Raw genomic sequence first — 20,137 nt, forward strand, 5'->3', positions numbered from 1 at the left:
TCATATGACGGTTTTATTTGGAAGACGGAGCGGACAATACCGAGATTCTTTATTCCCGAACAATAATATTTATTCAGCTTCTTATTCCATTTTGTTCGCTTGCGATTGCACAGATGGACGTTGTAGGAGCTGCCGCAGGCTGCGAACGATTGCGAAGCGATCGTAAAACTTGCCGAAGCAGTCTGACCGAAATACGGCGCAGCCTGACTTTGCGACGGCTACGCCGCGGGGCGTAGCCTCGCATTACTCGTCAACGGCTACAGAGGGTTTTAGGTTATGCAAGCAAGCGTTTGAGGGCCGCCAGTTCTTGCTCTGTCGCGCCTTTTATAAACAGCTCAATCTGGCTCAACGCATCCGGCAGGTTCAAATGCTCGGGCAGGATTTCCTCACCAGTGCTCACCAGCAATGCAAAGTGAATGACGTTTTCAAGCTCGCGGGTGTTGCCCGGCCAACTGTGGCGCTCCAAAACTCGTTGGGCGCTGTGGCTGATCAGCGGCACCGGCAAGTTGAGGCGCTGGCTGTAAATGCCTAAAAAGTATTCCGCCAGCGACAAGATATCCCCTGGTCGTTCGCGCAATGCGGGCAAGTCCAGCCGCCCTTCGCTCAAGTAGTGATAAAGCCGCTCGTGAAACTTGCCCGCACTTACCGCCTGTGCCAAGTCGATGCTGGTGGCGGCCACCAGCCGCACATCCACTGGGCTGGGCTGGTGAGCACCAACACGGGTGACTTCGTGGGTTTCCAGCGCAGCCAGCAGCTTGGTCTGAATCGCCAGCGGCAAGTCGCCGATTTCGTCCAGATATAACGTGCCGCCATTGGCTGAACCGAACCATCCGGCGCGGCTGCTGGCTGAACTGCTGTGGGCGCCGGGGGCGTAACCGAACAACTCGGCGTCGGCATACGTCGGGCTGATAGCCCCGCAGTTCACTGACACAAACAAGCCAGTACGGTCGCTGGCGCGGTGAATATGGCGGGCCAGTAGCTCTTTGCCGCTGCCGGTTTCGCCGCGAATGAGCACCGGCAACGCAAGGGGCGCCAGCAGTTCCAGGTCATTGCGCAGTTGCCGCGAACGCGAGTCGACAAACACCAGCGCTTTGGCGCGAATGCTCAGGGGGCTTTTTTCAGCGTCGGGAAAGGTCAGCAGCGGCTGACCAAAAGTTTCATGCAGGCTCATGGCAGGCTCCCGCCCGCCGCCGAAGGGTGGGCGCGGGCGTTACAGAAAATTCAGGCGCGACGTAGTGCACCTTGTTCAATACGGTTTTGCAGGCGATATAAAAATGCGAAGCCTTGCTCCCAGCGCTGATGCCCGGACTTGACGTTGATGTGTCCGGCGCCGCTGATAATTGCGACCTCGGCGCCCCATTGTTGAGCAAACTCCATCGCCCGTGGCGCGCTGACAGCGGCGTCGTTGTCAGAGCTGACGATATGGCTCGGGAACGGCAGCGTGTGAGACGGGATGGGCGCAAAGTTACGCAGGGCAGGCGCACAGGCTGGCCGTTCAACATCGGCTGGGGCCACCAGCAACGCGCCTCGCACTTGGCTCAATAAGCTGTCGGGCGCGCGTTCAGCCCAATGCGCGACGGTGATGCAGCCCAGGCTGTGGGCAATCAAAATCACCGGTGTGCTGTCGGCAGCAATGGCTTCGGCTAACGCGGCGATCCAATCTTCGCGGCGTGGTGTGAGCCAGTCGGCCTGCTCCACACGGGCACTGTTCGGCAAGCTGTTTTGCCAGTGGGTTTGCCAATGATCGTCGGACGAACCTTGCCAGCCCGGCACTATCAAATAGCGAATCGACTCGTTGCCCATAGGTGTGCGCCTCCTGCTGTGTGTGCGTTACGGGGTCAGTATAGGGACGGTTTTTAGATTCACTAAGGAATAAGAAGCTATTTGTTTATAACCAAAATTCTTTTTCGCAATCATTAATACCTTCTCGCTGAAGCGGCCGAAGGCTGCGATCTTTTGATCTGAAGATCGCAGCCACGCCAACGCCCGCGACGCTTGCAGCCTTCAACGCGCCGTTATCACCGACACTTTGGTGATCCCCGCCCGCTCAATCGAAGCCATCGCTCGCGCCACTTCGCCGTAGTTCACCCCTTCATCGGCTTGCAATTGCACGCGCACGTCAGGGTCTTTGGCCTTGGCCCCTTGCAGGTTGAATTCCAACAAGGCGGGCTCTACCGGGTCTTTGTTGATGAACAGCTTGCCGGCGCCGTCGATGCTGACCACCAGCGGGTCTTTTTGCAGCGCCGGGGCCACGGCATCGGTCTTGGGCAGGCTGATCGGGATGGCGTTGGTCAGCATCGGCGTGGTGACGATAAACACCACCAGCAACACCAGCATCACGTCCACCAGCGGCGTGATGTTCATTTCGCTCAGCACTTCATCGCTGTCTTGGGTTGAAAAAGACATATCAGGAGGCCTCTTTCACGTTTTGCGGCGCGAGCTTGCGCCCGGCCGGGTGGATCAGCACGCGGAACGAACTCTTCTGCGCCAGGCTGTAAAAGTCATGGGCGAAGTCGTCAAGGTCGGCCACGGTGAGCTTCAGACGGCGCAGTAAGTAGTTGTAAACCAGCACCGCAGGCACCGCGACGGCAATCCCCACACCCGTTGCCACCAGTGCCGCGCCAATGGGCCCTGCGACTGTTTCAAGGCTCGCAGACCCCGCAGCGCTGATGCCTTTTAAGGCTTCCATAATCCCCCATACCGTGCCGAACAAACCCACGAACGGCGATGTGCTGCCGATACTGGCCAGAATCGCCAAACCGCTTTCCAGTGAGCGCCGTTCGCGCACGATTTGCTGGCGCAGTGCGCGCTCCAAGCGGTCTTGATGATTAATTGCGTGGCTCAGATCGCTGGCGGGGGTGGCTTCACCGACCTGAATCGCCGCATAACCGGCTTGTGCCACGCGGGCTGCTGCGCCGGGGTAGGTTTCGCTCAGCTCGGCAGCGGCGTCCAGGCTGGATGCTGCCCAAAAATGCTTATGAAACGTGCGGTCCTGGGCTTTAAGCCGTGCGAACTGCCCGCCCTTGAGCAATGCCAAGCCCCAGGTTGCCAACGAAAAAATCACCAGCAGCCAAATCACTGCGCTCTCAATGGATGCGAGGGGAGATGCCAATACGGTCATGGTCTGTGCTCTCTATAAAAGTGGGTTCGCCATTAATGAATCTTGAAATCAATCGGTACGCTGACCCAGCCCACCTGCGCGACATCGCCCTGTTTGGCGGGCACAAAACTCCAGCGCTTTACGGCTTGCAGTGCGGCGTCATCGAGTTGTTGGCGGCCACTGGTTTTCTGGAGTTGAATCTCCCCCGGCTTGCCGTTGGCCAACACCTGCACCCGCAGCAACACTGTGCCCTCCCAGCCTTTGCGCAGGGCTAACGCCGGGTACTCGGGTGCCGGGTTTTTCAGGTAACCGGCGTTTGCAGATGCAGGCGTAACCGGCGCGGGAGCCGGGGGCGCAGGTGCAGTTGGTGGTGCCACGGGCTGCGGTGCTGCGGGCGCCGGAGTTGCGGGTTGTGGCACCGGTTTTGGTGTTGGCTTGGGCACCGGCTTGGGTTTGGGTTTGGGCACTGGTTTGGGGGGTGGCGGTTTGGTGGCCAATTCGTCTTCGACAGGAGGCGGCGGCTCGACCACAGGTTCAACGGGCGCCGGGGGCGGCGGCTCGACCTGCGGCGGGGCCGGTTGCGAAAACTCGATCGTCATCGGTGGTACTTCGGGCGGCACAATTGGCAACACAGGCGTGGGGTGCTGACTTATCCACAACAGCACCCCGCCGTGCAGCAACAACGCCACAATCGCCAGCGCCAGCACTTCGCGGCGGCGCAATACCGAAGTCGGCGCCCGCTGTAAGCGCAACTGTCCCAGCGGCAACCGATACGGGCGACCCAGGTTTAACAACTCGGCACTGGAGACCGATTGCCAGCTCTGTTCGGCGGTCTGGACATTGGCCATAGTCTGGCTCCTGCGCGCTTAGCGACTGGCGTTGGTGGGTTGCAGCGCGGCGTTGGGCGCGATCACCGCCGTTTGCGAACGCGGCGTGCCCTGCGGCACCCAGTCGTAGCTCACCGGCAATGCGCGATAAACCCAATTGCTGATGGCTTCGCTACCCGGCGCCTTGCCTTGATACGGGCTTACGTACTCCCACACGTTTTCACCTTTGGCCGTGACCTGAAAAAACCGCCCGTTCATGCCTTCATCAATCAGCGTATTGCCGTTGGGCAAGCGCCGGGCGCTGCTGATAAACGAGCTGTAAAAAGCCCAACCCGGTTGTTTGGAATCAGCTGCGGTGTATTGCCATACGATGTGCCCGGTTTGAGGATCGATTTCCAAAACCCGAGATCCGCTCACCAACCCCAACGTTGCCGAGGGGTAGCCAGCCGAACCCTGGTTATCGAACACCAGCACATTGCCTGCACCGGGCAGCCCGGCCGGGATGATGTGCGCATCATGCTGACCCACAAACTGATCCACCGGGCGCGGCAGGGTTTGGCTGGTTTTGGGGTTGATAACAGGCAGGTTAGGGCCCAGCGTCCACACGACCTTGCCGCTGGCTTTGTCGATGATTGCGATGAAGTTGGCGTTGCGCGAGTCAATCAGCAGGTTGTCGGGGTTGAAGCGTTTATCCCCCGCATCGAACCACTTGTTCGGCCCCACCACGCTCAGATTGTTGATGTGCAGGTAATCGGGGTTTTCGGTGGCGTGTACCAGCTTCAGTTGCTCAGGCGTGAAGCCGAACTCGTTCAAGTGCTCGGACGCCAACCACTGCCACTTCACCTCACCTTGGGGGCTGACTTCATAGATGGCGTCGTCAATCACTTGCGGCACTTTGAAACCGGCCACTGGATGCACCTTGTTGGCCAGCACCAGCGTGTTACCGTTGCTTAAGCGGCGCTGGTCGTGATGCTGTTGCGCGGCGCCGCCGGGGGCTTTGTCGCCCCACTGCCACAGCACCTTGCCGTTCCAGTCCAGTTCGCCGACGCTCTGATTGCCCAGCCCGTTGCCCGCCGAACCCAGGGGGCCGGGTGCCTTGTCGCTGAGTTGCAGCAGCACTCGGCCGCGCTCGCCACCCACCAGTTGAGGGTCGATGATGGCCGACGGAAACCCGGCCTGCGGCCAGCGTTTGACCTCGTTGCCGTTCATGTCGATCAAGTGCGTTTGCTTATCGGCACCGCTGAAAATCACGTATTGGTTGTAGGCCTTGGCCGGGTCGTAGCGCGTGACGCCTGTGGGGTAAACACTTGGCGCGGCGCCAGCGATGGCGCTGAACAGGCTGCTGGCAATCAGCAGCGACAAAACAGGTTTAGTGCGTTGCATGGTGAGCTTCCTGAGTCAGTTAAAAGTCGTAACGGCCTGTCACACCCAGCGTCCGAGGCGTGCCGAGCAGGCCTTCATAGCCGCCGTTGCCAGCGCTCCACAGGGTTGTGTAATAGGTTTTGTCGAAGGCGTTTTTCAGCCACAGCGAGACGTCCCACTGGCCTTGATGGAAGTCACCGCGCAGGCCTGTGGATAAGTTGACCACTGCGTAACTGGGGATCTGCGCGTAGTCAGAATCCTCGACCGTGCCCACCGCTTTGGAGCGGAACGCGTAGCTGGCCGTGACGTACTCTTCGAGGCTGTCAGTGAGGTTCCACTTGTATTCGCCGTTGGCGTTGGCGATCCATTTAGAGGCGCCGACCACTTGGTGCCCGCTCAAGTCACACGACGCTGGCGCGCCTGGTTGCAGGCTGACTTCGGGTGGGCATGGCGCATCTTTGTACGAGAGATAACGCACATCGTTGTAGGAACCGTTGATGTTGAGCGTCAGCCCACGTATTGGGATCAGTGTGCTTTCGAACTCTGCCCCGCGTGAGCGCACTGAGCCCGCATTGGTCAGGTATTGCGCGCGGGTGGCGTCGTCATAAGCGGTGGTTTGGTAACCGTTGACCTGAGTCCAAAACAGGTTGGCGTTGAGCTGCAGGCGGCGATCCCACAGCGTGCTTTTCAAGCCCAACTCAACGTTGTTGGCACGTTCGGCCCCAATCAACAGCGAGTCGGCCCCGGCAGTGGGCGCCGAACCGACGGTCAGGTTGACCCCGCCAGACTTCTCGCCGTGGCTCAGGGTGGCGTAACCCAGCAGGTTGTCGTTGAAGTGATAACTGAGGTTCAACAGGCCCGAGGGACTGGTGCTGTATTGGTTTAAATCGCCTGAGTCATAAGCGCCAACCCGCGTCTGACGCGCATTGGCGGCGGCCCCGGAGACGTTGGCACCACCCACAGGATCATCACGGGTTACCCACGCGCTTTTCTCTTCATAAGTGCCACGCACGCCGGCGGTGAAATCCAGTTGTGGGGTCAGGTGCCAAGTGCCTTGGGCGAACAGCGCAAAACTGTTGGTCTCGATATGGCCTTTGCCCAGCGTGCTGACATTGGCCAGCGCGCCTGCTGGCGTGCCGTTCCAGATATCGGCCTTGGGGCCGTAACGGTTGAAGGACTTGTTGTCCAAGTCAGAGCCGAAGTAATACGCGCCCACCACGTAATCGAAGTCCCCGCCTGTTGGTGAGGCGAGTCGAAATTCTTGCGACCACTGTTTGTCTTTCACCGACACCCCAGCGTCGTAGGCCACGGGCACATCCAGCCCGTCATCGTTGCGCGGGGTGAAATCCCACCAGCGGTAGGAACTGACGGAGGTCAACGTGAAGTCGTTGGGCAGCGTCCAATTGGCCTCCACCGAGGTGCCGCCTTGAAACACTGTGACCGCTTGCTGACTGTCGAGATTGACCTTGCGATGCGAGCCGTCTACCAGCGTCGCCCCCACTGCTGCTGCGCGGGCTTCGTAGCGATTAACCCCGTTGATGGTCGGCCCGGTGCTGAACAGCGTGCGGGTGCCAGCGCTGGAATCCTCTTCGTTGTAATCACCGATCCAGCGCAGGTTGAAGTTTTCATTGGGTTTGTACAGCAACTGCCCGCGAAAGCCCTCGCGAGAGCCGCCGTTAAGCTTGTTGCCATCGAACTCGTTTTTGATATCGCCATCGCTGCGGGTGCGATACGCCGAAAAGCGCCCGGCCAACTCATCGGAGAGTGGGCCTGAAATCGTCCCTTTGGTTTGGAAATAACCGTCCTCGCCCACCGATGTTTCAATGCTGCGCTCAGGGGTAAAGGTGGGCGCGCGGGTGGTGATGTTAATCACCCCGGCCGTGGTGTTTTTGCCGAACAAGGTGCCTTGCGGGCCGCGCAAGACATCCAGTTGCTCAATGTCCATCAGATCGAACACGGCCATGCCCGGACGCCCGAGATACACGTTGTCGATGTACAACCCGACGCTGCCTTCCAGGCCATCACTGGCCGGGTTATTGCCCAACCCGCGAATCGACACGCTGGACTGGCGAGCGTGCATGTAGGCCACGTTCACGCTGGGCACCAGTTGCTGCAAATCCTGAATGCGATAAATGCGCTGGGTTTCCAGCGTTTGGCCGCTGATCACACTCATGGGCGTGGGCACGTTTTGTGCGCTTTCTTCACGCCGCCGAGCGGTCACGGTCACGGTTTGCAACTGGCTGCCCTCGGCTTGGGCCGGGGTGGCGTTGGTCGCTGGCGTGGCGTCCGCTGCCGGGGTTTGATCCGCCGCATAGGCCATCGAACCTGTGGCACACCCCGCCATAAACAGCGCCAGCGGCAGGCGTTTTAAGCGCCTTAAAGGTAACGGCAGGGCGAGATGGGACGGGCTCATTGGCGGCTCCTGAGGGGCGAAATACACAATCCTGCATATTCCTAAAAGTTATTTGTTTATGTTTTGACAGATATTTACTGCATAAGAGATTGCCTTTATAAGGAACCGACCTAATGCATAGCCAATGCATTTCCCGGATATTTTTGATGTGAAAAATGCATATCGACCTGCGCCAACTTCGACATTTCATTGCCCTCGCCGAGCAGCGCAGCTTTGTTGCGGGTGCGCAGGCGGTAAACCTTTCGCAATCGGCGTTTAGCCGCAGCATTCAGGCGCTCGAACACAGCGTGGGTTGCCCGCTGGTCGATCGCGGGCGCAAAGACCTGGCCCCCACCAAACAAGGCCAGGTGCTGCTCGAACATGCGCGGCGGCTGGTCAGTGGGGCGCGGCAAATGGCCAACGAGATCAGCCAGTTCAATGGGCTGGAGGCGGGTGAACTGCAATTTGGCTGCGGCCCGGCGCCAGCATCCGGGCTGGTGCCGCGCGCAATAGGGCGTTTTATTGGGCGTTACCCCAAGGCGCGGGTGCATTTTCAGGTGGACGACTGGCAAAGCTTGAGCAAGCGCCTGTTGAACGAAGAGTTTGAGTTTTTCGTGGCCGATACCCGCAACTTCGAAGCCGACCCGGCCTACGTCACCCAACGACTGCGCCCGCGCAAATGGTATTTTTGCTGCCGCGCGGGGCACCCGCTGGCCAATCGAAGCAGCGTCAGCGCCGCCGAACTGCTGAGTTACCCACAGGCCGTCACGATTCGCCCGCCCAACCTGCGCAAAGTGTTGGTGCAACTCAGTGGTCGCCCGGACTACGCGCCCAACGTTGAATGCGAAAGCCCGTTCAGCCTCATGAGCGTGGTACTCAACAGTGACGCCATTGGTATTTGTGGTGCTTACAGCGACGTTTTTTTGTACGCCAAAGGCGATTTAGTGCGCTTGCACGTGGACGAACTGGGCCAAGACCAGGACGCGCTCTACACCCGCTACGGCATCGTCAGCCGCGCCGCTGTGCGCCTGTCGCCATTGGCCCAAGCCATGATCGAACAGATCAAAGAGCTGGATAACAGCGACGACCACGACGTGTGCGGGCTAGAGAACTTCGCGATTTAACGCGTTGCTGCAATTACAACGCGTAGGTTGTTTTAGGCATGCGCGCGGTGCATCAAAACCATTCGCCAAATGCGCTTGTCGCTGAGGCCGTGCTCGTCCGAAATCGGTCACCTGTCTTAATAAAGGTGAACCCTCATGTCGCAGCTTCAACCGGTTAAAAACGTGCTGTACATCATGTGCGATCAACTGCGTCGCGATTACTTGTCGTGCTACGGCCACCCGCATTTGCACACGCCTAATATCGACCGCTTGGCGGCGGCAGGCGTGCGCTTCAGCCGGGCGTATACCCAAGGCACGATTTGCGGGCCATCGCGTATGTCGGCCTATACCGGGCGTTATGTCAGCAGTCATCAGGTGGCCTGGAACGCCGTGCCGCTGCCGCTGGAAGAGCTGACCTTGGGTGATTACTTACGCCCCCACGGGATTCGAACTGCGCTGGTGGGTAAAACCCACGCCACAGCAAACGTCGATGCCTTGCAGCGTTTGGCCATCGACCCGGACAGTCAGCAGGCTGAAATTTTCAATGAAGTGGGGTTTGAAGCCTACGCTCGCCACGACGGTATTTACCCGGATAGCCCGCTGTTTGATGACAAGCGCGATGCCGCGCCCTATACCCATTACCTGCGCGACTTGGGTTATGACGGCGCCAACCCGTGGCACGACTGGGCCAACGCGGGCGCTGGGGCCAATGGCGAGGTGCTGAGCGGCTGGCACATGCGCAACGCTCATCTGCCCGCTCGGGTGCAGGAGCAGCACTCAGAAACGGTGTTCACCACTGACCGCGCCATCGACTTCATTCAGGAGCAGGGTGAGCAGCCGTGGTGCCTGCATTTGTCGTACATCAAACCGCACTGGCCTTACATCGCCCCGGCGCCGTATCACGCGTTGTATGGCAGCGAACACGTGTTGGCCCCGATTCTCCCGATCAAGGCCAGCGATCACCCGGTGTACAACGCGTTTCGTCAGCACGAAGAGAGCCAGAACTTCTCCCGTGATGAAGTGCGCTTGAACGTGATCCCGACCTACATGGGGCTGATCAAACAGGTGGACGATCAGTTGGGGCGTTTGTTTGATCTGCTGCAAAGCACTGGCCGTTGGGATGACACGCTGATTGTGTTCACCAGCGACCACGGCGACTTTTTGGGTGATCACTTTTTAGGCGAAAAGGAGTTTTTGCTGGAGCCCGCCGTGGGGGTGCCGCTGATTGTGCGCGACCCGCGTGCCGCCGCGGATGCCACCCGGGGCACCGTGGATGAGCGCCTGGCAGAAACCATTGACGCCCTGCCGACCTTTTTGCAGGCGCTGGGTGTGAGCGGGGCTGAGCATCGGTTGGAGGGGCGCTCATTGATCCCGTTGTTGCATGGGCAAAACCCGGCGTGGCGCGAGTATGCGATCAGCGAATACGACTACGCATTTCAGGCTCCGGCCCGTGAGCGTTTGGGCCAAGCGATTGATCGCTGCCGCATGACGATGGTGCGCAGTGAGCGCTGGAAGTATCTGGCGTATGACGGCTTTGGGGCGCAGTTGTTTGATTTGCACAATGACCCGCAGGAGTTAAATGACCTTGGCGCAGACCCGGCTTACGCGGCGGTGCGCGAGCAGCATGCGGGGTATTTGTTTGATTGGCTGCGCGGGTTGAAGCGCCGTACCACCATTAGCCATCAAGAGGTGGATCGTCGGGCGGAGAGTTTTCGCTATGGCGAACCCGAGACCGAGAAAGTGGTGCAGATCGGGGTGTGGTGAAAACGTGTTGTCGCTGCCGCAGGTTGCGATGGGCCGCTTAGCGGCCCTTTTGTAGATGAAGGCCCTAATGAGGGCCTTCTCGCAGCATGCGGTAGCGACTACAGGGGTGAGTTGGGTTTCTTACGCGCCTTTGGTGGTTTGGCTGCGGTGCCCTTGGACGCTCACGGGCACATCGCCCTGCAAGGTGACGCGGCGCACGATGCGGTCTTGGGTGCCGTAGTCGTCGATGGCGTAATGCTGGGTCGAGCGGTTGTCCCAGATCGCCACGTCGCCAGTGTTCCAGCGCCAGCGAACGGTGTTTTCCAAGCGTGTAACGTGGCTTTGCAGCAGGTTGAACAGGTGCGCCGAGTCGGCCTGTGAATAGCCTTTGATGCGTTTCACGAAATGCCCCAGCACCAAACTTTTCTCACCGCTCTCAGGGTGGACGCGCACCACGGGGTGCTCTGTTTCATACACCGTGGACGTAAACACTTTGCGATAGCGCTCGAGCTTTTCAGCAGAAACATCCGGTTTGGCGCTGGCGTAGTCGTATTCGTTGCTGTGAACAGCCCATAGGTTGTCCGCCAGTGCCTGTAAATCTGCTGGCAGTTTGGCATAAGCCGTGGCGGTGTTGGCCCACACCGTGTCGCCGCCAGAGGCTGGCGACAACACTGAACGCAGCACCGAAGCCTTTGGGTAGGCATCAACAAAGGTGACGTCGGTGTGCCACGAGTTGGCGCGCTGGCCTTGGGCGCCGTCCAGCTCCATCAAATACTGGGTGCCGTCACGCACAGGCACTGTCGGGTGAGCAATGGGCTCGCCCAACAGGTGCGCGAAGGCTTCTTGGCTTTGGTCGTCGAGGTGGGTCTGGTTACGGAAAAAGATCACCTTGTGGGTCAGCAGCGCCTGTTGAATGGCTTCGACAGTGCTGGCGTCCAGCTCTCCAGAGAGTTTTATCCCACGGATTTCAGCGCCAATGCGCCCCGCTACCGGGTGGATTTCAAGGGCAGTTACGTCAGGTTTAACAGCTAATGCGGCAGTGCTCATTGTAGGAACCTCATCGTGTTTGACGGTTTTGGGGCAAAGGGTTAGCGGGTTGCAGCCGCCAGCGGGGGTGCAACCCACTCGCTGACTTGGAACGGTTTACGGATCAGCCGCTGTTGCGCGGCCAGCGCTACGGAGTCTTGCAGGGCGGCGAGGAACACCGGGTCCAGTTGCGAGGGGAAAACTTCGCTAAAGGTTTGGTCTCTGAGGTCTTGCTCAAGAATCTGAGGCGGGTAGCTGGCCAGCCCAGACACCAGTTGGATGTAGGCCTGCTTGTTGGCGTCGTTGGTCAGCCATTGCACCGCTTGTTCTTGGGCGTTGAGCAGTTTGGCCACGGCTTGCGGGTGGGCGTCGACAAAGGCGCCAGAGGCCACCAGTACGCTTTGGATGCTACCGGCGTTGTTCAGGTCTTTGGTGGTCAACGGGATTTCGGCCAAGCCTTTGGCTTGCAGGGCGCTTAAGTTGGAGCCACCCCACGAGGCGTCGATTTGTTTGGCGGCCAGTGCGGCTACGGCGGCGTTGAAGTCCAGGTTGATGACTTTCAGGTCTTTTTCGCTCAGGCCCACACTGGCCAATGCCGCGTCGAATGACAGTTGGGTCGCGGTGCCGCGAAACAGGCCCACGCGTTTGCCTTTGAGGTCTTGCAGGGTTTTGATCCCCGAGCCCGGCACCACGGCCAAATACTGTTTGTTGCCACGGGCCGCCGCACTCAGCAGGCGGGTGTCCAAGCCATTGGCCTTGCCGATGATGGCAGCCAGATCCCCAAGGTAGGCGAAGTCCACCTGACCGTTGGCGAAGGCTTCGTTGATCACCGGGCCCGCCCCTTTGAAGTATTTCCAGTCGATGGTCACGCCTTCATCAGCGAAGGCTTTTTCCAGCAGTTGCTGGCTGCGCAACACATCGCTGATCCCACCACCGCTGTGTTGGTTGCCAGCGCTCAGGTCGGGCACGGCAATGCGGATTTGTGTGAGTGGGTCGGCGTTCGCCAGCAGAGGCAAGTAACCCAGCAAACTAACCAGTGCAGGGGCGGCAAGGCGGCGTAAAGCGCGTTTGAAAGGGATCGACATGGGTGCAGCTCCTGAAGGCGGCGGGCGTTGAGGAGCAAAAAGTAGGCATAAGTTTTTTTGATCAATAAATACTAAGAGTTCACAACTTAGTAACTAAAAGGAATAAGCGTTATAGCCTGCGGCTGTTGGCCCGGTATGCATGAGTCGCACTGAAAATATTCATTTAATGCATTGGAAGCGCGAACAAAGACACGCCATAAAGGACAGTCCTTATCTCTGATAGGCAGAGGTAATGAAGATTAATAGATCAAACGAGCATATAAAAAAGCCGTTTTTTTCGCCCGCACAGCCGACAACGGAGGTCTGCGATGACCAAAGCTTCGCTGCTCAATTTGCCCTTGGTCGCTCCGTCGCCAGGGCTGAAGGTTTGGTTACCGACACTCAGTCAGCGGTTATTGCCGTGGCTGTTGCCGGTCAGCCTGCTGGCACTGTGGTGGCTGGCCAGTCGAAATCTGTGGATGAGCGAACAAATATTGCCCGCGCCCTCGTTGGTGTGGCAAAGCGCGCTGGAACTGGGCTCAGGTGAGTTGTGGAGCCATTTGGCGATCAGCATGCAGCGGTTGTGTGTGGGGCTGCTGGCAGGGGTGACGCTGGGGGCGCTGTTGGGCGCCACCTTGGGTTTGAGTCGTCGCGCTGAGCGGTGGGTGCTGCCCACGTTCAGTGCCTTGGCGCAAATTCCGACGCTGGCGTGGATCCCGCTGTTTATGGTGTTTTTCGGCATCGGCGAAGTGCTCAAGCTGGTGGTGTTGATCAAGGCCATCGTGGTGCCCGTGACGCTGCACACGTTGGTGGGCGTGCGTGATGCGCAACCCAAACTGCGCGAAGCGGCGCAGGTGTTACGTTTGCCGCTGCACCTTCAACTGAGCCGCTTGGTTATTCCTGCCGCCCTGCCCGGGTTTATGTCTGGGGTGCGATTAGCATTAGCCACTGGCTGGACTTCGCTGTTGGCGGTGGAATTGCTGGCCTCCAGCGAAGGTATCGGCTACCTGATGGTGTATGCGCGGCAGCTATTCATGCTCGATATCGTGTTTGTGTGCATCGTGGTGATTGGTGTGATGGGGGTGGCGATGGATCGCGGCATTGGTTGGCTGGATAAAAAGCTGGTGCATTGGCCCCATGCTGCCACCGCACAACTGACCCGTGGCCCGCGTTACAACGGCTGGCAGCGTGTGCAATCGTGGTGGCTGCCGCTGGCGTTGTTTGGCCTGTGGCAAGTGTCGGTTGAGCTGCAATGGGTTGATCCGCAGATTTTGATCAGCCCGCTGGCGGTGTTGCAGAGCACTTGGCTGGGTTTGGCCGATGGCAGTTTGTCCACCGCGTTAGGTTTGAGCCTTAAGCGCACCCTTGGTGGCTTGCTGTTGGGTGGGGGTCTTGGATTTGGCTTTGGCGTGTTGCTGGGTTTGTCGCGTATCAGCGAGCGCCTGCTGGGGCCGAGCCTGTCGGCACTGCGCCAAATTGCGATTTTTGCGTGGGTGCCTTTGCTCACGGCATGGTTTGGCCTGGGCGAGTTGTCGAAGTGGGTGTTCGTCGCCCTGGCTGCTTTTTTTCCGATGTTTATTGCCACGCAGCGCAGCGTGGCCAACCTCTCGCCGCAGCTGCGCGAGGCGGCGCAGGTGATGCGTTTGAACCTGTGGCAGCGCTTGCGCTTGCTGGTATTGCCGGGCGCAGCACCGGGGATTTTCGCCGGGCTGCGTCTGAGCTTGATCTACGCATGGTTGGGCACCATCGGCGCGGAATATTTCATGCCGTCCAATGGCGGCATCGGCAGCGTGATGATTGGTGCGCAACAACTGCTGCGCATGGACACCCTCTTCAGCGGCATGCTGTTGGTGGGCTTGACGGGCGCCGCCCTGAACGTGATTGGCCAAACCCTTGAAACTCGCGCAACTCGCTGGAGGCACGCATGAATGCACCTATCGTCAGTTTTAATCAGGTGGGCAAATCCTTTGAAGTGGATGGCCTGGAGTTGGAGGCGATTCGCGACTTTAACTTGCAGATTGCCGAGGGTGAATTTGTGGCCATCGTTGGTTCCAGTGGCTGCGGAAAATCCACCTTGCTGCGCTTGTTGGTGGGGCTAGACACTGAATTTCGCGGCGCCATTGAAGTGGACGGCAAGGCCGTCAGCGGCGTGGGCAGCGAGCGCGGCATTGTGTTTCAGGAGCACCGCCTGTTTCCGTGGTTGAGCGTTGCCGACAACATCGGGCTGGGGCTGGTCAACGAAGGGCTGAGCCCGGCAGAGCGCCAACAACGGGTGGCAGCGTTTATTGAGTTGGTGGGCCTGAACGACTTTGCGCGCGCCTTTCCGCATCAGCTGTCGGGCGGCATGGCGCAACGGGTGGCGATTGCTCGCGGGTTGGTGGCCAGCCCACGGATTTTGCTACTGGACGAACCCTTTGGCGCGTTGGATGCGCTCACTCGCCAGCAAATGCAGGACGAACTGCTGTCGATTCGGGCGCGAGCCAAAATCACCACGGTGCTGGTGACCCACGATGTTGAAGAAGCGATTTTCTTGGCTGACCGCGTGGTGGTGCTGGAGCCACGTCCGGGGCGGATCAAACAAGTGGTCAACATCAACTTGCCGCACCCGCGGCAGCGCAGCAGTTTTGAGTTTCATCAACTGCGTGAAGAGCTGCTGCATGAGCTGACCAGCGACGATCACTATCAGCCGGTGGTGCCTGTGCAGGTGCGTGATGTGCCGTTGGCGTTTATTGCGGTGTGATGGCAAATGAGCCCGTGGGCGCTGCTGAAGGCTGCGATCTTTTAATGATCAAACCATCGCAGCCTTCGGCAGCTCCCACAGCAATCGCTTACAAAAACGCTTGATGCAGCTCAGTCAGCGTTTGGAAGTGGTACTTGGGCGCGAATGAGTTCAGCTCTTCAAAACTGCCAAAGCCATAGCCCACGGCTGCGGCATCCAGGCCGTTATCGCGTGCGCCGATCAGGTCGTGTTTGCGGTCGCCGATCATCAGGGTGTGTGCCGGGTTCAACCCTTGCTCAGCCATTAAGTGGCGAATCAGCTCAACCTTGTTGGTGCGGGTGCCGTCCAGTTCGCTGCCGTAGATCACCTTGAAGTGCTTGGCGAAGTCAAAGTGTCGGGCGATTTCACGCGCATAGACCTGCGGCTTTGAGGTGGCGATAAACAGTTGGCGCCCCTGCCCCACGAGGTCTTCGAGCAGCGGCGTTACGCCTTGGAACACTTCGTTTTCATACAGGCCGGTTACCGCAAAGCGCTCGCGGTAAAACCCCATTGCTTCCCACGCCTTGGCTTCGTCAAAGCCGTAAGTGGCCATAAACGCTTGCAGCAATGGCGGGCCGATGAAGTGCTCAAGCTTGGTCAGATCAGGTTCGTCGATGCCCATTTTGCTCAGGCCATATTGGATCGAACGGGTGATGCCTTCTCGTGGGTCGGTCAGGGTGCCGTCGAGGTCGAACAATACGTTTTGATAATCCATGCAAGGCTCCTAAGCCGTGATCAATAAGAGTCGCAAACCGGCTGGTGATAGCCTTCGGCCAAGTGTTGATCCTTAAGTTTTACGTAGTTGCCAGCGCTGTAGGTGAAGAAGGCCTTTTCCTTTTCGCTCAACTCGCGCACTTGTTTGACCGGGCTGCCGACATACAGAAAGCCGCTGGCCAAACGCTTGCCCGGTGGCACCAGGCTGCCCGCACCGACGATTACGTCGTCTTCAATCACGGCGCCGTCCATCACAATACTGCCCATGCCGATCAAGATGCGGTTGCCGACTGTACAGCCATGTAGCATCACTTTGTGGGCGATGGTCACGTCGTCGCCGATCAACAGCGGGAAGCCATCTGGGTTGAAGGGGCCAGCATGGGTGATGTGCAGCACGCAGCCGTCCTGCACGCTGGTGCGCGCACCGATGCGGATGCGGTGCATGTCGCCACGAATAACGGTCAACGGCCAAACGGAGCTGTCGGCGCCGATCTGGACATCGCCGATCACCACCGCCGAGCGATCGACAAAGGCACGCTCGCCTAAAGTGGGTGTGTGCTGCTGGAACGGACGAATGGACACAAATAGCTTCCTTCTTTAGCAGTGATAGGGCGTTGCAGTGCTGCGGTCTGCGGCGATTGTAATTAAGATGGCCCAATGTTTCTTTAAGCCAAGGTGCTAAACGTGAGCGAGAACAACCCTCTATTGCAGCCGTATGACCTGCCGCCGTTCTCGGCGATTCGTCCTGAGCACGTACAGCCGGCCATTGAACAGATCCTCGCCGACAACCGAGCGGGCATTCAAAAAATTCTGAAAGACCAAGGCCAGAACCCGACGTGGGCTGGCTTGGTGTTGGCGATGGATGAGCTGAACGACCGACTGGGCGCGGCCTGGAGCCCGGTCAGCCACCTTAATGCGGTGTGCAACAGCAGTGAACTGCGTGAAGCCTACGAGGCGTGTTTGCCTGCATTGAGCGCCTACTCGACCGAAATGGGCCAGAACCGCGAGTTGTTTCAGGCTTTTGAGGCTTTGGCCCACAGCCCGCAAGTGGCTGATTTTGACCAAGCGCAAAAAACCATTCTTGAGCACTCGCTGCGTGACTTCCGCCTGTCGGGTATCGACCTGCCGCCGGCTGAACAAAAGCGTTACGCCGAAGTGCAGAGCAAATTGTCGGAGCTGGGCAGCAAGTTCTCCAACCAGTTGTTGGACGCCACTCAAGCCTGGACCAAGCACATCACTGACGAAGCTGCGCTGGCAGGCCTGACCGATTCGGCCAAGGCCCAAATGGCCGCAGCCGCCCAAGCCAAAGGCCTCGACGGCTGGCTGATCAGCCTGGAATTTCCGAGCTACTACCCGGTGATGACTTACGCCCAAGACCGCGCCCTGCGCGAAGAAGTCTACGCCGCGTACTGCACTCGTGCGTCGGACCAAGGCCCGAATGCCGGCTCGTTCGACAACGGCCCGGTGATGGAAGAAATTCTCGATCTGCGTCAGGAACTGGCCAAGCTGCTGGGTTTTGGCAGCTTTGCCGAGTTGAGCCTGGCCACCAAAATGGCCGAAACACCGGATCAAGTGCTGACCTTTCTGCGTGATTTGGCCAAGCGCAGCAAGCCGTTTGCTGAGCGTGACCTTGAGCAACTGCAAGCCTACGCCGCCGAACAAGGCTGCACTGAACTGAAAAGCTGGGACAGCGGCTTCTTTGGCGAGAAGCTGCGCGAACAGCGCTACAGCGTGTCTCAAGAAACACTGCGCGCTTACTTCCCGATCGACACCGTGTTGAAAGGCCTGTTTGACATCGTGCACACGCTGTACGGCATCGACATTGTTGAAATTAAAGGTTTCGACACGTGGCACGCGGACGTGCGTCTGTTTGAAATCAAAGAAAACGGCCAGCACATTGGGCGGTTCTTCTTCGACCTGTACGCCCGCGCCAACAAGCGTGGCGGCGCATGGATGGACGGCGCCCGCGACCGCCGCCGCACTGCTGCGGGCACACTGCAAAGCCCGGTTGCCAACCTTGTGTGCAACTTCACCCCGGCCGTTGCGGGCAAGCCTGCGCTGCTGACCCATGATGAAGTGACCACGTTGTTCCACGAATTCGGTCACGGTTTGCACCACATGCTGACCGAGATTGAACACGTTGGCGTGTCGGGCATCAACGGCGTGGCGTGGGATGCAGTCGAGTTGCCGAGCCAGTTCATGGAAAACTGGTGCTGGGAGCCTGAAGGCTTGGCACTGATTTCCAGCCACTACGAAACCGGCGAAGCCCTGCCAAAAGACCTGCTGGACAAGATGCTGGCGGCTAAAAACTTCCAGTCCGGCCTGATGATGGTTCGCCAGTTGGAGTTCTCGTTGTTCGATTTCGAACTGCATGCCACCCACGGCGATGGTCGCAGCGTTGCGCAAGTGCTTGAAGGCATTCGCGACGAAGTGTCGGTGATGCGCCCACCGGCCTACAACCGCTTCCCTAACAGCTTTGCGCACATCTTCGCCGGTGGTTACGCAGCGGGTTACTACAGCTACAAATGGGCTGAAGTGCTGTCGGCTGACGCGTTCTCGCGTTTTGAAGAAGAAGGCGTGTTCAACCCGCACACCGGCAAGGCATTCCGTCAGGCGATTCTGGCCCGTGGTGGCTCGTTGGCACCGATGGAGCTGTTCAAGGATTTCCGTGGCCGTGAGCCATCGATTGACGCACTGTTGCGCCACAGCGGCCTGACCGAGGACGCAGCAGCATGAGTGACGCACCCGTGAATGTGACCAAAAAACGCTTTATCGCCGGGGCTGTTTGCCCGGCGTGCAGCGAGCCCGACAAACTGATGATGTGGAACGAAGACGACGTACCGCATCGCGAATGCGTGGCCTGCGGCTACTCGGACACCCTGAACGAGCAAGGCTTGTCGGTGCCCAAGGAGTTGGGCACGCGAGTGAACACTTCCGCGCTGAAAAAAGCACCGGATGCCCACGTGCAAACAGTGCAGTTCTTCCCTAATCCCAAGCTGAAAAAGCCTTAAAGCAACATGCCTGTCGTCGCTGCCGCAGCCTGCGGCAGCGACGACAGATGTGGTTTACGCCTTCTGCCACACCTTGGGTTTGAAGAACAAGGTCTCGCCACGGGCCAGCTCAGTCAGGCTGTCGTGGTCTTTGACCACTTCCACTTCGATCAACTCGCTTTGACCTTCGACTTTTAGCGTCACGCGGGTGGTTGCACCCAATGGGCGAATGTCGCGCACTTGAGCGGCGTGGTGATCTTCGAGTTCATGACGCGACAGCGACACTTCGTGTGGGCGAAACAGCACGTGCTGATCTTCGCCGATGTGCAGGCGGTTGGAGTCGCCCAAGAAGTGGTACACAAAGTCGCTGGCCGGGTTTTCGTACACGTCTCCCGGTGAGCCGATTTGCTCGATCACACCTTTGTTCATGACCACGATGCGGTCAGCGACTTCCATCGCTTCTTCTTGGTCGTGGGTCACGAACACGGAGGTCAGGTTGATGTCTTCGTGCAGGCGCGCCAACCAGCGGCGCAGTTCTTTACGTACCTTGGCGTCCAGTGCGCCGAATGGTTCGTCCAGCAGCAGCACTTTAGGTTCTACCGCCAAGGCGCGGGCCAGAGCGATACGCTGGCGCTGACCACCGGACAGTTGCTCCGGGTAGCGATCTGACAGCCAGTCCAGTTGCACCATGTTCAGCAGTTCGTGGACTTTCTCCGCGATGCGGGTCTCGCTTGGGCGTTCTTTTTTCGGCTTCATGCGCAGGCCGAAGGCAACGTTGTCGAAGACGGTCATGTGGCGGAACAGCGCGTAGTGCTGGAACACGAAACCGACGTTGCGATCACGCACATCGTGGCCGGACACGTCTTCGCCGTGGAACACGATGCTGCCTTCGTCCGGGGTTTCGAGGCCTGCGATGATGCGCAACAACGTGGTTTTACCGCAGCCCGACGGGCCGAGCAGGGCAACCAGTTCGCCGCTGTGAATGTCCAGGTTAATGCTGTTCAGCGCTTTGAAGGCGTTGAAGTTCTTGCTGACGTTACGGACTTCGATCGACATGG

Annotated in this window: 18 protein-coding genes; 6 read left to right on the top strand and 12 right to left on the bottom strand. The window is 59.0% G+C overall.

What is annotated here, in order from left to right:
* Window positions 1-274: 274 nt before the first annotated feature.
* The 7 genes from ACZRJQ_RS14420 to ACZRJQ_RS14450 all read right to left on the bottom strand — a co-directional run bounded on the left by ACZRJQ_RS14420 (window position 275) and on the right by ACZRJQ_RS14450 (window position 7,702).
* Window positions 275-1,171, bottom strand: coding sequence for a sigma 54-interacting transcriptional regulator (locus tag ACZRJQ_RS14420; protein WP_463979001.1), 897 nt, complete (start codon window positions 1,169-1,171; stop codon window positions 275-277).
* Window positions 1,172-1,221: 50 nt separating this feature from the next.
* Window positions 1,222-1,803: an alpha/beta hydrolase gene (locus tag ACZRJQ_RS14425; protein ID WP_463979002.1), complete on the bottom strand. Its 582-nt coding sequence runs from the start codon at window positions 1,801-1,803 to the stop codon at window positions 1,222-1,224.
* A gap of 201 nt (window positions 1,804-2,004) precedes the next feature.
* Window positions 2,005-2,406 (bottom strand): ExbD/TolR family protein, encoded by a 402-nt coding sequence (locus ACZRJQ_RS14430; RefSeq protein ID WP_463979003.1) that lies wholly within the window; start codon window positions 2,404-2,406, stop codon window positions 2,005-2,007.
* Window position 2,407: 1 nt separating this feature from the next.
* Window positions 2,408-3,121 carry a MotA/TolQ/ExbB proton channel family protein gene (locus ACZRJQ_RS14435; RefSeq protein WP_463979004.1) on the bottom strand — a complete coding sequence of 238 codons (714 nt, stop codon included), beginning with the start codon at window positions 3,119-3,121 and terminating at the stop codon, window positions 2,408-2,410.
* Between the two features lie 32 nt (window positions 3,122-3,153).
* Complete coding sequence (locus tag ACZRJQ_RS14440; RefSeq protein ID WP_463979005.1) at window positions 3,154-3,948, bottom strand: energy transducer TonB; 795 nt, start codon at window positions 3,946-3,948, stop codon at window positions 3,154-3,156.
* A gap of 18 nt (window positions 3,949-3,966) precedes the next feature.
* Entirely contained in the window at window positions 3,967-5,310 is a 1,344-nt protein-coding gene (locus ACZRJQ_RS14445) for an aryl-sulfate sulfotransferase (RefSeq protein ID WP_463979006.1), read from the bottom strand.
* 19 nt (window positions 5,311-5,329) lie between these two features.
* Window positions 5,330-7,702, bottom strand: coding sequence for a TonB-dependent receptor (locus ACZRJQ_RS14450; protein ID WP_463979007.1), 2,373 nt, complete (start codon window positions 7,700-7,702; stop codon window positions 5,330-5,332).
* 155 nt (window positions 7,703-7,857) lie between these two features.
* Here ACZRJQ_RS14450 and ACZRJQ_RS14455 point away from each other — a divergent pair, with 155 nt between their 5' ends.
* Both ACZRJQ_RS14455 and ACZRJQ_RS14460 read left to right on the top strand, forming a co-directional pair.
* On the top strand, window positions 7,858-8,805 hold the full coding sequence (locus ACZRJQ_RS14455) for a LysR family transcriptional regulator (RefSeq protein WP_463979008.1): 948 nt from the start codon (window positions 7,858-7,860) through the stop codon (window positions 8,803-8,805).
* Between the two features lie 135 nt (window positions 8,806-8,940).
* Window positions 8,941-10,548, top strand: a complete 1,608-nt coding sequence (locus tag ACZRJQ_RS14460; protein ID WP_463979009.1) for an alkaline phosphatase family protein — start codon at window positions 8,941-8,943, stop codon at window positions 10,546-10,548.
* Window positions 10,549-10,668: 120 nt separating this feature from the next.
* Here ACZRJQ_RS14460 and ACZRJQ_RS14465 read toward each other — a convergent pair whose 3' ends face one another.
* Both ACZRJQ_RS14465 and ACZRJQ_RS14470 read right to left on the bottom strand, forming a co-directional pair.
* Window positions 10,669-11,574, bottom strand: coding sequence for a TauD/TfdA dioxygenase family protein (locus ACZRJQ_RS14465; RefSeq protein ID WP_463979010.1), 906 nt, complete (start codon window positions 11,572-11,574; stop codon window positions 10,669-10,671).
* Window positions 11,575-11,615: 41 nt separating this feature from the next.
* Window positions 11,616-12,638, bottom strand: coding sequence for an ABC transporter substrate-binding protein (locus ACZRJQ_RS14470; RefSeq protein WP_463979011.1), 1,023 nt, complete (start codon window positions 12,636-12,638; stop codon window positions 11,616-11,618).
* 308 nt (window positions 12,639-12,946) lie between these two features.
* Between ACZRJQ_RS14470 and ACZRJQ_RS14475 the strand changes: the two genes are divergently transcribed.
* Both ACZRJQ_RS14475 and ACZRJQ_RS14480 read left to right on the top strand, forming a co-directional pair.
* A complete protein-coding gene (locus ACZRJQ_RS14475) occupies window positions 12,947-14,545 on the top strand; it encodes an ABC transporter permease (RefSeq protein ID WP_463979012.1) in 1,599 nt (532 codons plus the stop codon).
* Window positions 14,542-15,357 carry an ABC transporter ATP-binding protein gene (locus ACZRJQ_RS14480; RefSeq protein ID WP_463979013.1) on the top strand — a complete coding sequence of 272 codons (816 nt, stop codon included), beginning with the start codon at window positions 14,542-14,544 and terminating at the stop codon, window positions 15,355-15,357. The genes ACZRJQ_RS14475 and ACZRJQ_RS14480 overlap by 4 nt, the downstream gene beginning before the upstream one ends.
* Before the next feature lie 88 nt (window positions 15,358-15,445).
* Here the strand turns inward: ACZRJQ_RS14480 and ACZRJQ_RS14485 are convergent, their stop codons facing one another.
* Both ACZRJQ_RS14485 and ACZRJQ_RS14490 read right to left on the bottom strand, forming a co-directional pair.
* On the bottom strand, window positions 15,446-16,090 hold the full coding sequence (locus ACZRJQ_RS14485; RefSeq protein WP_463979014.1) for an HAD family hydrolase: 645 nt from the start codon (window positions 16,088-16,090) through the stop codon (window positions 15,446-15,448).
* Window positions 16,091-16,110: 20 nt separating this feature from the next.
* Window positions 16,111-16,671, bottom strand: coding sequence for a gamma carbonic anhydrase family protein (locus ACZRJQ_RS14490; protein WP_463979015.1), 561 nt, complete (start codon window positions 16,669-16,671; stop codon window positions 16,111-16,113).
* Between the two features lie 102 nt (window positions 16,672-16,773).
* Here ACZRJQ_RS14490 and prlC point away from each other — a divergent pair, with 102 nt between their 5' ends.
* Window positions 16,774-18,825, top strand: coding sequence for an oligopeptidase A (gene prlC / locus ACZRJQ_RS14495; RefSeq protein ID WP_463979016.1), 2,052 nt, complete (start codon window positions 16,774-16,776; stop codon window positions 18,823-18,825).
* Window positions 18,822-19,100, top strand: a complete 279-nt coding sequence (locus tag ACZRJQ_RS14500) for a YheV family putative zinc ribbon protein (protein WP_463979017.1) — start codon at window positions 18,822-18,824, stop codon at window positions 19,098-19,100. Before prlC ends, ACZRJQ_RS14500 begins: the two co-directional genes overlap by 4 nt.
* Window positions 19,101-19,154: 54 nt before the next feature.
* Here the strand turns inward: ACZRJQ_RS14500 and ACZRJQ_RS14505 are convergent, their stop codons facing one another.
* Entirely contained in the window at window positions 19,155-20,135 is a 981-nt protein-coding gene (locus tag ACZRJQ_RS14505) for a sulfate/molybdate ABC transporter ATP-binding protein (protein WP_463979018.1), read from the bottom strand.
* Window positions 20,136-20,137: the final 2 nt, after the last annotated feature.

The organism is Pseudomonas sp. E315 (assembly GCF_055406205.1).

Bases quoted from the DNA above. Each gene is read 5' to 3' on its own strand.
- ACZRJQ_RS14420 (WP_463979001.1), bottom strand. From the start codon at position 1,171: ATGAGCCTGCATGAAACTTTTGGTCAGCCGCTGCTGACCTTTCCCGAC.
- ACZRJQ_RS14425 (WP_463979002.1), bottom strand. From the start codon at position 1,803: ATGGGCAACGAGTCGATTCGCTATTTGATAGTGCCGGGCTGGCAAGGT.
- ACZRJQ_RS14430 (WP_463979003.1), bottom strand. From the start codon at position 2,406: ATGTCTTTTTCAACCCAAGACAGCGATGAAGTGCTGAGCGAAATGAAC.
- ACZRJQ_RS14435 (WP_463979004.1), bottom strand. From the start codon at position 3,121: ATGACCGTATTGGCATCTCCCCTCGCATCCATTGAGAGCGCAGTGATT.
- ACZRJQ_RS14440 (WP_463979005.1), bottom strand. From the start codon at position 3,948: ATGGCCAATGTCCAGACCGCCGAACAGAGCTGGCAATCGGTCTCCAGT.
- ACZRJQ_RS14445 (WP_463979006.1), bottom strand. From the start codon at position 5,310: ATGCAACGCACTAAACCTGTTTTGTCGCTGCTGATTGCCAGCAGCCTG.
- ACZRJQ_RS14450 (WP_463979007.1), bottom strand. From the start codon at position 7,702: ATGAGCCCGTCCCATCTCGCCCTGCCGTTACCTTTAAGGCGCTTAAAA.
- ACZRJQ_RS14455 (WP_463979008.1), top strand. From the start codon at position 7,858: ATGCATATCGACCTGCGCCAACTTCGACATTTCATTGCCCTCGCCGAG.
- ACZRJQ_RS14460 (WP_463979009.1), top strand. From the start codon at position 8,941: ATGTCGCAGCTTCAACCGGTTAAAAACGTGCTGTACATCATGTGCGAT.
- ACZRJQ_RS14465 (WP_463979010.1), bottom strand. From the start codon at position 11,574: ATGAGCACTGCCGCATTAGCTGTTAAACCTGACGTAACTGCCCTTGAA.
- ACZRJQ_RS14470 (WP_463979011.1), bottom strand. From the start codon at position 12,638: ATGTCGATCCCTTTCAAACGCGCTTTACGCCGCCTTGCCGCCCCTGCA.
- ACZRJQ_RS14475 (WP_463979012.1), top strand. From the start codon at position 12,947: ATGACCAAAGCTTCGCTGCTCAATTTGCCCTTGGTCGCTCCGTCGCCA.
- ACZRJQ_RS14480 (WP_463979013.1), top strand. From the start codon at position 14,542: ATGAATGCACCTATCGTCAGTTTTAATCAGGTGGGCAAATCCTTTGAA.
- ACZRJQ_RS14485 (WP_463979014.1), bottom strand. From the start codon at position 16,090: ATGGATTATCAAAACGTATTGTTCGACCTCGACGGCACCCTGACCGAC.
- ACZRJQ_RS14500 (WP_463979017.1), top strand. From the start codon at position 18,822: ATGAGTGACGCACCCGTGAATGTGACCAAAAAACGCTTTATCGCCGGG.
- ACZRJQ_RS14505 (WP_463979018.1), bottom strand. From the start codon at position 20,135: ATGTCGATCGAAGTCCGTAACGTCAGCAAGAACTTCAACGCCTTCAAA.